Source organism: Rhizobium sp. BK060 (genome assembly GCF_014193145.1).
In the GTDB taxonomy this organism is placed as follows: Bacteria; Pseudomonadota; Alphaproteobacteria; order Rhizobiales; family Rhizobiaceae; genus Rhizobium.
The window spans coordinates 182,577-192,527 of sequence record NZ_JACHYW010000011.1 but is presented as its reverse complement, the minus strand read 5'-3'; the positions used below and the strand labels follow the sequence as shown (position 1 = coordinate 192,527).

The following is a 9,951-nucleotide window of genomic DNA, read 5'->3' as shown; positions in this document are numbered from 1 at the left end:
CGCGGCTTTACCTCGTCGACCTGGATGACATTTCGTCAGGCCCTGGAACTCGGTGCTGCCGTTCGCAAGGGCGAGACCGGAACGACAGTCGTCTTCGCCAGCTCCTTTATCCGGGCCGAAACCAGTGAGATCGGCGATGCGGTCGAGCACGACATCCCGTTTCTGAAAGCCTACACGGTCTTCAACACCGAACAGATCACGGGACTTAGCGAGCGCTTTCGGCCAGTCACACCGGTTCCAGATCCGATCAGCCGGATCGGGCATGCCGACCGCTTCTTCGCCAACACCGGCGCCCTGATCCGGCACGGCGGATCGTCGGCATACTACGCCCCGGCCCGCGATTACATCCAGATGCCGGCCTTCGAAGCCTTCCGGGATGCTCAATCCTATGTCGCCATCCTCAGTCATGAGCTGACCCACTGGACGGCAGCCCCGCATCGTCTTAATCGCGACCTCAACCGTTACGCCAAGGACAACAGCGAACGCGCCCGCGAGGAACTGATCGCCGAGCTCGGCAGTTGCTTCCTCTGCGCCGATCTCGGCATTGTTCCAGAACTCGAGCCGCGGCCCGACCATGCGAGCTATCTCGCCTCCTGGCTCAAGGTTCTCTCAGACGACAAGCGGGCGATCTTTACTGCGGCCAGCCACGCGCAACGCGCTGTCAGCTACCTGCACCATCTGCAGCCGGAGCACGGGGAAGGGGAGGCGGCGTGAGCCGCTTCTCGCGCCGCCTCAGCATCCGGTCTGTGAAGCTTTCGAAGACGTTTTGCGTGAGCGCCGTTTTCTCCGAACCTCACGGCGCGCAATGCGGTTTGCATTGCACTGTGCCACGGCCACCACCAATGCCCGAAAGGAACGCCGGTTTTCATGTGCTTCCGCGATGACGATCTCGCGATCATCGATCGGGGCGCGTCCCTGACAGGGCTATTTCGGACCGGGTTCAAGCGCCGCGCGCCGGTGCAGGAAGCGCAGACGGCAATTCTCAACGAAATTGTCATTCGCGTTTCCGCCGATGCCTTCGAAGCTTTTGTTGCGGCCATCGAAGCGCAGCCAGTCGCAGCGCCCGCCAAAGTAGTCGAGCCTGCGGCGTCAAGCGCCCTGGGAACATTGAGCCTTGGGCTTGTCGAAGATCGAGGCGAGTCGCTCGACAACCAGTCCATTCTCGTTCGGATGATGACCGACATCAGAGCCTGGATGATGTTCTCCTGGATATCGCCGACCCGCGGCCCATTTCCCGGGGGCTCCTCGAGGCCACGACGCTCTTACCCTCCGGCCGCTCAAAACCATTCCCGTTGTCTATGTCGCCTTTCTAAGTGACCGACCGCGATCAGCGTCAACCCACAAGGGGTTCCCCGACGCCGGCGCTCCGGTGACGCCTGCGGCTCGGTCCCTTCTGTGGGCGCCATCGGGAATGGTCCCGATCAACCGAAGGAGTAACTGACATGGCCACCACGATCGCAACCCTGACGCAGAAGACCGACGGCAGCCTCGAAGGCGTCTTCGCCACCATCCGGGTCAATGCCCCGATCGCCATCGTCCCGAACGCCAACAAGGCAAGCGAGGAAGCCCCTGACTATCGCATCATCCACCGCAAGACCGGCTTCGAGATCGGTGCCGGCTGGAACCGCATCGCCCGCCAGACAGGCGAGAAATACCTCTCCGTGAAGCTGGAGGCGCCTGAGATCGGCGTCATCTTCGGCAATCTTGCAGCGGCCCCTGGTGGCGATCCGAACCGCATGGTCATCCTCTGGAACAACCCGGCCTGAGCCGGAAAGCCGGCCCTGAGGGGCCGGCAAACCATCCAAGCCGAGGAACTGCGATGATCACGACAGACTGGATCGCCCTTGATGAACAGCGTTCCATCCATGTTATGCGGCACGTTTCGTGCCCACGAAGAAAGGGTGGCTGCCCTGGTGCCATACATACGAACCGGAAAAGCCTGCTCAGTTCGTGCAAGGGTGACATGGCGAAATGAAGGTCTCAAGGACGAGCAGTGCCCCCAATTTTGTCTCCGCTTCGGTTCCCTCCACTTCGACAAAATCGGCACCCCCACTCGCCGGCTCCGCCGGTCGCGTTCCGCGATCCCTGACCCCTCCATCCTGCCCTGACCGGAGCGTTCGTCTTTCACATCTAGTCAAGGAGACGACGACAATGACCAATTGCAACGACGAACTTATCGAATTGCTGCGCGCCGAGCTCAGGAACGCCGACCCTGAAGAGCGCCGCCAGATCGAGGCAGAACTCGAACTGGCGTTCGCCGAGCGTGAGGTGATCCAGGCCGAACAGGACGGCCGCATCAGCGCCGAGCCTCCTTTCTGAAGGAGGCTTTTGCCATGTCGGCAAGCCTGGCTTGCCAGATCGACCGGCGGGCCAGGTTCAAAACTTTCCTTCGCTGTCCATGATCATCGAAACCCTGTAGCCGTTCCTCAGTGAAGACGCGTCGCCGATCGCGCGACTGATCTCTTGTCTGGGATGGCTTTCGGTCTGTATCCGCGAGCGCTTCTTTCTCAGGAGTTCGAGGAAAAGCCCGATTTCTCAGGAGTTCGAGGAAAAGCCCGACCGCCTCTTCCTCTCGCGTGAAATGATGCACCAGCTTCTGGCCGCCAGATCGACGTGGCATAATAGCGGGCCATGTTTTTGGTGGCGTCGGTGCGTTCTGTGTAAAGCTGGTAGGGCTGCGCGATCCTGGCAGCCAGGATCGCCGAGAGCGGACTCCCCGTCCAATGAGAGATTTGAATCGGGTCGGCCTTAATTGATTCATGACCGTGATAAGTTGGCAGACACGTGCCACGCTTCGGGCGAGCCGGTTGCAGCAGGCGGTGCTACTTGCTGGCGCTCACGGAGCCCGCAAGTGGTCTCCGTCCATTCGGGTCACGTCCCATGTCGCCCCTGCGTCTGCGCCTGCTTCGTCTCATTGCCGCACACGGAGCCTTCATTGCATCCGATCTCAGGCTGCATCATAGGAATTTGCGAATTCGCGGTCGGCATAATAGCGCAACTTTCTGCCGATGATCGGTCGCCGACCTGCGAGAAACAAAAGCTCCGCTTCAGCGGGCAGGTTGCGCACTTCGTCGGGTGTCAGTAGGGCACGTCCGGTACGCTGTTCGCTGTAGGAAATCCCAGATTGCTCGGCGTCCAGTGCGAGTGCCATCGTTCGAAAGGCAATTGTCTCCTGTCCCAACAGGTCGGATATCAAACGGGCGCTCTCATGATCGTTTACACCGAACACTTGAAGCACGCCGGCATTCGATAGAAATGTGCCGGCACGTCGCCCGTAAGTCGCCCGCAGCTGATGGATATCCTGGAGTATCGGCCACAGTTGCACGCCATATCCAGCCATCAAGCCCATAGCTCGCTCGACCGGCGCGAGGTAACCCAATGCAGCAAACTCGTCGAGCAAACAGAGAACCGGGGCAGGCGGGCTAACCGGTGTTCGCGCGAGATCTGACAGGCTTTGCGTGACCAGTAAACGCAGCCATCTTGCGTAGGGTCCGAGCCTGTCCGGCGGCAGAACGAGGAACACGGTCGTCGTCCGAGACTTCAGTTGCGAAAATCGAAACGCTGAGCGGCCAAGACCAGCAGTGATCCGCGGGCTGTCGAGGAAGTGCGTATGACGTTGGGCGGCCGACAGCACGCCCGCCGCCTCCCGATCGGACTTGGCGAGATGTCGGTTGGCCGCACGGGCAACAAGACCGTTCGCCGCCGTGCTTTCCTGCATGGTCTTCAGAAGAGCGATGAAGTCGTCAGCCGCGAGGGTCAGATGATGTCGGAGCATCGAAAGATTGCGGGTGCTGCGGGGCTCCGTGCTGACGATATGCAGGATCAATCCGCCGATCAGCGCCTTTGCCTCTTCATTCCAATGGGCTTCACCAGTTAGCCCAGGCTCATCGAACACCAGTGCGTCGGCAAGATTGCTCGCATCATCGATGAGATCGACCCCTTCGGGATCGAATGCGTCGAGGGGATTGTAGCTGCTGTTTTGATGCTGCGTGATGCCAAACGGGTCAAGCACATGCACCGGTCCGAAGCGCTCCCGCGCCCGAAACGCAATCCGGGCATTCTCACCCTTGGGATCGATGCAGATGATTGAACGATTGACGTCGAGCAGATTGGGCAAAATGGTGCCGACACCCTTGCCTGACCGGGTGGGCGCCATGGTCAGCAGATGCGCGGGCCCGTCATAGCGCATAAGCTTGCCAGTCTTCGTATCACGGCCGAGAAGAAGTCCGTCGCGTGAGCGCGTGAGCGACGCCGTCTCCTTGTCGCTGGCAAATCGCGCCGAGCCGTGTGTATCGTCCGACGTTTCGCCAAAGCGGGCAATCATCGGAGCGCTCACGAGACGGAACAGCACGACGAGCCAAAAGACAGTGAAGAGGGTGTCGCCGACGACCCAGAGCGCGTCGCCTTTGCGGATGCCGAACGATTGCATCAGGGCCTGCAGTGCGAAGGTGATGACCAAAAATGCAAGGATATAGAAACCGCCGAAGGCAATCAGATGCTGCGCCAGGCGGAACGGCGCGAGAATGACCGACAGCAGCGCCCAGATCGGATCGCGTGCGGCAAGCGTCGTCATTGCCTTGAATGCGCGCCAGGTCGCCGATCCCTGTATCATGGAAGCCGCGTTTCCTGGCTTTCTAGCGAAGGCGCGATCCGGGGATCGAGGACCGCCGTGAACAGTTTGCGGTCGCTGTCGCGGTTGAGGAATTCGGGCAAAGCGCGGCGCAGCCAGCCGAGCAAACCCTTCGCAAATTCGTCTTCGCCACGATCGAGATGCTCCATGATCAGTGTGCCAAGCAGGATCTTTCGGCGCGTTTCTTCCGCGCGTTCCTGTTTGCCCAGCCTTGCCTGCAGGGTCTTCTTTTGCGCTTCGAGCTGGGAAAGCCGCTCTTCTATCGATTTCCGCACCATGCCGCTTCTCCTATCGTCGGGTGCGATGCGAGGTCATCGTGAACCGATAAAGTCCATAACCTTGCGCCCGTTCACATCGCATCGCGTGTACCGCCAGGGTCGTAGTCCTTGCACTATAGGCATTATACGATAAATATGCAACCTATGAGGAATTTAAGGCGACGGATAAACCATCCGTCGCATTGGGTAGCGGAACCGATTTGGTTTGCCTAAGGGCGCACTTACGGGTTGCTGCGCAGCCCAGTGCTTGGCAAGCCTGGGCCCCGGCTAAGGATCGCATCGATGGCTATCTACCATCTGAGCATAAAGCCGATAACGCGTGCCAGTGGCCGCAGTGCCGTGGCGGCTGCGGCCTATCGGTCCGGCACGAAGCTTGAAAATCAAAGCGATGGGTTGGTGCATGATTTTAGCCACAGGGCAGGGGTTGCGTATGCCGAGATCGTTCTGCCGGCGGGCGTGTCGGCAGACTGGGCAAGCGACAGATCGGCATTGTGGAATGCCGCGGAAGCGGTCGAGAGTCGCAAGGACGCCCGCGTTGCGCGGGAATTCGAAATTGCCTTGCCGCACGAATTGTCCGCGGAGCAACGGTTGGTACTAACACGTGCGTTTGCGCAAGCGCTGGCTGATCGCTATCAGACCGCCGTCGACTTTGCGATCCACGAACCGCATCAGGCGAGCGACATCCGCAATCATCATGCCCATGTGATGATGACGACGCGCAAGGTGGGGCCCGACGGGCTTGGCGCCAAGACCGAGATGGAGCGTGCCAACAAGGAGCTTTTGCCGGCGGGCCTTGCGACATCAACGATGCAGTTGCGTGAGATCCGGCGGTCGTTCGAGCAGATGACCAACATGCATCTGGCCCGTGCTGGGTTTGATTTAAGGGTGGATCATCGCTCGCACCAGGAGCGTGGCCTGGAGATCGAGCCGACCCAACATGTGGGCGTGCACGCAACGGAGATCAGTCGTCACGGGGGCGATGTATCGCGCCCGCGCATGGATGAGGCGGCAGCGCGTCGAAACGCCGAGGTAATCCGCGATAGACCGGAGCAGGTTCTGGAACTGATCACCCAGGAAAAAAGCGTCTTCGATCGCCGCGATATCGCACGCACACTGCATCGCTACATCAATGACGACGCGCAGATGTTCCAGAATGCCTTCGCCAGGATCATGGCGTCTCCAGCCTTGGTGACATTGCAGTCGGAGAGGGCGAGCGGATCGGATGGGCCGGAATATGCGCGCTATTCGACGAGAGAGATGATCGGCGTCGAAGCGTCAATGGCAGGCCATGCGCAAACGATGTCAAAACGTCTGCGTTACGGCGTCGATCGTCGACATGTCGACCGGGCGATCGACGACCAGGATCGGGCGCTCCGCGCAGCCGCGGGATCGCGTTCGGCCAGCGATGAAAGGGCGGGTGCCGAGGGAACGTCATCGCAACGTGCCGCGCGCCTGTCGGATGAGCAGCGTCGGGCGATCGATCACGTCACCGGTCCGGAGCAGATTGCAGCTGTCGTGGGCTTCGCTGGCGCCGGCAAAAGCACGATGTTGGCCGCAGCCCGCCAAGCCTGGGAAGGACAGGGGTACACGGTCCACGGCGCCGCCCTGTCGGGGAAAGCTGCGGAAGGATTGGGGGAGTCGTCGGGGATCCGAAGTCGCACACTCGCGTCCTGGGAATTCGGATGGAAGAACGACAACGATAGGCTCGGTCGGAGGGATGTCTTCGTCATCGATGAGGCAGGTATGGTGGGTAGCCGGCAGCTTGCACGTTTCGTCGCGGAAGCTAAACGGTCCGGCGCGAAACTCGTCCTCCTCGGTGACCACGAGCAGTTACAGGCGATAGGTGCCGGCGCGCCGTTTCGTGCGATTGCCGCGCGTATCGGCTTTGCCGGATTGTCCGATATTCGCCGCCAGCGGGAGCCATGGCAGCGCGCGGCGTCGATTGCTTTTGCCACGCACAAGACCATCGACGGACTTGATGCTTATGCACGCCATGGCGCCATCAAGTTTGCCGACAGTCGCGAGGCGACACGTCGCATGCTCGTTGAAGATTATTTTGCTGACAGGGATGTGCGCCCAGGTGGCACGCGCATCGTGATTGCGCACCGCCGCGCCGACGTCCGCGCCTTGAATGCCGATATTCGCTCCAGACTTCAGGAGCTTGGTGCGCTTGCAAAGGGCGGGGAGAGCGAGAGCGGCACCGGTGGAGTGGCGTTGTTCGAAACCAAGGACGGCCCGCGAACCTTTGTTGCAGGGGATCGCGTCCTGTTCCTGCAGAATGACCGTCAGCTTGGCGTCAAGAACGGCATGCTTGGCACCGTCTTGGCGGCGGAAAACAATTTGCTGCAGGTCAAGCTTGATGGGAGGGCGAAGGGACGTGACGGCAAGGGTCGTGTCGATATCTGGACACCGCGGTACAACGCGATCGATCATGGCTACGCAACAACGATCCACAAGACGCAAGGAGCGACGGTTGATCGCACCTTCGTGCTTACTTCGCCGACCATGGATCGCCACCTGACCTACGTGGCCATGACCCGCCACCGTGAGGGTGCCGCACTTTATGCAAGCCATGAGGAGTTCGGTGACCGCCAATCCGGGCGGTTGATCGCGCATGGCAAGGCCCCCTATGAACACGATCCCACAAAACGCGGTAGCTACTACGTGACGTTGGAGTCACGAACGGGGCAGCGACATACCATCTGGGGCGTCGATCTCGAACGAGCGATCGAAAGCGCCGCGCCATCGATCGGCGCGACGATCCGACTGGAATTTCGGGGAAGTGAAACCGTCCGTCTCCCTGATGGTCGGGAAGCGCAACGCAACAGCTGGGAGGTCAAGTCCGGCGACGCTGTGGCCTACGCGCAATTGCAAGGCAAGCTTAGCCGCTCAGGGGTGAAGGAGACGACGCTCGATTATATCAGCGACTTCGCTGGGCGGCGAGGAATAGACGACGAGTTAACCGTCAGGAGTGAAATCGAACTTGGACATAAGCCAGCTGTGGCAACGATGGAGAGGCGTCGCGACGGGCGTGCCTCAAGCGATCTGTCGAGCGCCTGGATCAAGAACGAGGCGTCCATGGAACAGCGATCCGTTCTTAATCCCAACCGTTCCAGCACCAATCAAATCGCTTACGCTGACATCCCGCGAGAAGAGCCGAAACGAACCAGCGATCGAGACATGCGTTCCGAAGGCGAGCACGTCAACGGTAGCCGACGGCGCGGAGCGTTCTCGGGCCTCAAATTGAATAGCACGAGCCAACCCGCACACGCACGCGCGGCGGGACCGAGGGTTGAGTTCGAAGTGCTGGCGGTGCCGTCACCCTTTGAGCAGGCTGTCGATCGATACGCTCGGGCCCTCACGTCGGCGATGAGATCGCAGGATCGGGGATTGCCGATCTTGCCGAGCCAGAAGGCAGAGCTGCAGGCTGCCGGTGCTGACCTCGAAAAGACGCAACCTGGGTCACGGGCCCTGATGATATCTACTGTTCAGCACGACACGGCTGCCCAACATGCGATGATCGAGCGATCTGGGCGAGAGCGTGTCATCGAAGTCATCGCAGGCATGGCGCGGGAGCAGGCACTGCAAGCTGATCCACAGGCCCGGGCGGATCGGTTGATGAGTAACTGGCGATTGCTGCAGACACAACGTCAGGAACTTGCCGCTGAACGCAGCGATGCTGCGCGGGAAAGGATTGAACAGGAGATGCGCCTTTTGAGGCGCGAGATCAATCGCGATCCCGCAGTTGCATCCATTATCCGCGACAGCGCCAACAACGTCCGGCTCGAGCGCCAGCAGGATCATCGGAGTCCTGCCGGTTACACGGAGCAAAAGCGCGAGCGCGAGCGAGGCAGTGAATTCGAGCGGTAGGGGAGACTGATGGCCGACAATGAGCGGAAAGGCGCCATGACCGAACGCGACGATGATGTCGATGAGGCGGTTGCGGCATTCCATGATTTGCGTCAAACCGTTGAACGTTTCGGTGCGCACATCTCTGCGGAAATGACAATTGTTCGCAAAGGCGTCGAGCTGGCATTCGAGGAGTTCGAGAAATTCCAGGAAACACCGGGTGACGGCGAAAATCTTCTCCGCATCGCGGAGTTTCTGGTTGGCATGAACCAACGCATTGATCTCATCGCAAGATCGCCAATTCTCAAGAACGGGCCCGATTATTTCGTACGGGCGTTTGAACGTGGGGGCGAAGGCATGATGGCGACGGCCGTTCAACAATCGGAACTGGATAACCGGGAATTTCGAAGACACTTGCTTGAATTGCGACATCTGACGCGGGATGCGCGTGAACGCCGGCTGCAGAATATCTATTTGTGGTTCGTTGGTGCGATCGGTCTCGTTGTTGGAATGGTTGCGGCGCTCATTGTCGCGCCTTCACTATGACCTCTGGGGCCAAGAATCCGAAGCTGCTCTACGCTGAAACACTCGCACTCAACGACACTTTGTATGGTGGGGACGCGCTATCGCGCCGCCCTATAAACGGGCAACCGCTCGGAGGTAATCTGCCGTCTTCTCCCTTAAGCGGCTCACTGAGCTCTGACGACGCGGTCCCGTCCATCACGTACTTCCTTGGCGATCCGATGACCGCGCGCTAGCAGCCAGTTGCCAGTGCCCTTCTCAACGCTGATCGATCTTAGATCCATGTGTTGTCGCAACCTCGACAAAAGCAAAGGCAACCTCGCGTAGCGGCGCGCCCCGCTGCTTGTCTCAGTCGTTGGACGGGATACATAATAAAGCATATGCAATTGTGGTAGGAAGAGATGACGCTTGTCACAATGGCAGTTTTGTCGACTGTGAACGTCCCTTGTGGGACGGCCCTTTCGGCTGAGCAGTTGGCGGCGAAGATCTTGGATCCGGAAAGCGCTGATAGTTACGATCCATCCGTTTTTTCGTACTTCTCCGACGTGGAAGAGGAACTACAGCATTCGTTCTTGAGTGAAATGGCCATCGATCTGGCCGCAGCGTCAGCCTTGGCCAAGAAGTACTCCTCTGGTTATGACTTACCGCTTGCGTAGGCGGCGTAGTGCTTCA

At 59.9% G+C, this 9,951-nt stretch carries 9 protein-coding genes and 1 pseudogene; 7 read left to right on the top strand and 3 right to left on the bottom strand.

Annotated features, from left to right (window positions below):
* From FHT71_RS14675 to FHT71_RS14660, 4 genes are all read left to right on the top strand, one after another.
* A partial coding sequence (locus FHT71_RS14675) for a zincin-like metallopeptidase domain-containing protein (protein ID WP_183720522.1) occupies positions 1 to 714 on the top strand: 714 nt, incomplete at its 5' end.
* A gap of 153 nt (positions 715 to 867) precedes the next feature.
* The gene (locus FHT71_RS31655; RefSeq protein ID WP_246718010.1) at positions 868 to 1,317 is read left to right on the top strand and encodes a DUF1778 domain-containing protein; all 450 of its coding nucleotides are present in this window, start codon (positions 868 to 870) and stop codon (positions 1,315 to 1,317) included.
* Between the two features lie 125 nt (positions 1,318 to 1,442).
* Positions 1,443 to 1,766, top strand: a complete 324-nt coding sequence (locus FHT71_RS14665) for a DUF736 family protein (RefSeq protein ID WP_183720521.1) — start codon at positions 1,443 to 1,445, stop codon at positions 1,764 to 1,766.
* A 385-nt stretch (positions 1,767 to 2,151) separates the two neighbouring features.
* Positions 2,152 to 2,319 (top strand): hypothetical protein, encoded by a 168-nt coding sequence (locus FHT71_RS14660; protein WP_183720518.1) that lies wholly within the window; start codon positions 2,152 to 2,154, stop codon positions 2,317 to 2,319.
* 208 nt (positions 2,320 to 2,527) lie between these two features.
* Here FHT71_RS14660 and FHT71_RS32345 read toward each other — a convergent pair.
* The 3 genes and pseudogenes from FHT71_RS32345 to FHT71_RS14650 all read right to left on the bottom strand — a co-directional run.
* Positions 2,528 to 2,633 (bottom strand): annotated as a pseudogene (locus FHT71_RS32345) (WGR domain-containing protein); the annotation flags it as partial.
* A gap of 314 nt (positions 2,634 to 2,947) precedes the next feature.
* Positions 2,948 to 4,612 (bottom strand): type IV secretory system conjugative DNA transfer family protein, encoded by a 1,665-nt coding sequence (locus FHT71_RS14655; RefSeq protein ID WP_183720515.1) that lies wholly within the window; start codon positions 4,610 to 4,612, stop codon positions 2,948 to 2,950.
* A complete protein-coding gene (locus FHT71_RS14650) occupies positions 4,609 to 4,908 on the bottom strand; it encodes a mobilization protein (RefSeq protein ID WP_183720512.1) in 300 nt (99 codons plus the stop codon). Before FHT71_RS14650 ends, FHT71_RS14655 begins: the two co-directional genes overlap by 4 nt.
* Positions 4,909 to 5,190: 282 nt before the next feature.
* Here FHT71_RS14650 and traA point away from each other — a divergent pair, with 282 nt between their 5' ends.
* From traA to FHT71_RS14635, 3 genes are all read left to right on the top strand, one after another.
* Positions 5,191 to 8,778 (top strand): Ti-type conjugative transfer relaxase TraA, encoded by a 3,588-nt coding sequence (gene traA, locus FHT71_RS14645; protein WP_183720509.1) that lies wholly within the window; start codon positions 5,191 to 5,193, stop codon positions 8,776 to 8,778.
* A 9-nt stretch (positions 8,779 to 8,787) separates the two neighbouring features.
* Positions 8,788 to 9,303: a DUF6118 family protein gene (locus FHT71_RS14640; RefSeq protein ID WP_183720506.1), complete on the top strand. Its 516-nt coding sequence runs from the start codon at positions 8,788 to 8,790 to the stop codon at positions 9,301 to 9,303.
* Positions 9,304 to 9,680: 377 nt separating this feature from the next.
* Entirely contained in the window at positions 9,681 to 9,935 is a 255-nt protein-coding gene (locus FHT71_RS14635; RefSeq protein WP_183720503.1) for a hypothetical protein, read from the top strand.
* Positions 9,936 to 9,951: the final 16 nt, after the last annotated feature.

Bases quoted from the DNA above. Each gene is read 5' to 3' on its own strand.
- FHT71_RS14665 (WP_183720521.1), top strand. From the start codon at position 1,443: ATGGCCACCACGATCGCAACCCTGACGCAGAAGACCGACGGCAGCCTC.
- traA (WP_183720509.1), top strand. From the start codon at position 5,191: ATGGCTATCTACCATCTGAGCATAAAGCCGATAACGCGTGCCAGTGGC.
- FHT71_RS14635 (WP_183720503.1), top strand. From the start codon at position 9,681: ATGACGCTTGTCACAATGGCAGTTTTGTCGACTGTGAACGTCCCTTGT.
- FHT71_RS14640 (WP_183720506.1), top strand. From the start codon at position 8,788: ATGGCCGACAATGAGCGGAAAGGCGCCATGACCGAACGCGACGATGAT.
- FHT71_RS14655 (WP_183720515.1), bottom strand. From the start codon at position 4,612: ATGATACAGGGATCGGCGACCTGGCGCGCATTCAAGGCAATGACGACG.
- FHT71_RS31655 (WP_246718010.1), top strand. From the start codon at position 868: ATGTGCTTCCGCGATGACGATCTCGCGATCATCGATCGGGGCGCGTCC.
- FHT71_RS14660 (WP_183720518.1), top strand. From the start codon at position 2,152: ATGACCAATTGCAACGACGAACTTATCGAATTGCTGCGCGCCGAGCTC.
- FHT71_RS14650 (WP_183720512.1), bottom strand. From the start codon at position 4,908: ATGGTGCGGAAATCGATAGAAGAGCGGCTTTCCCAGCTCGAAGCGCAA.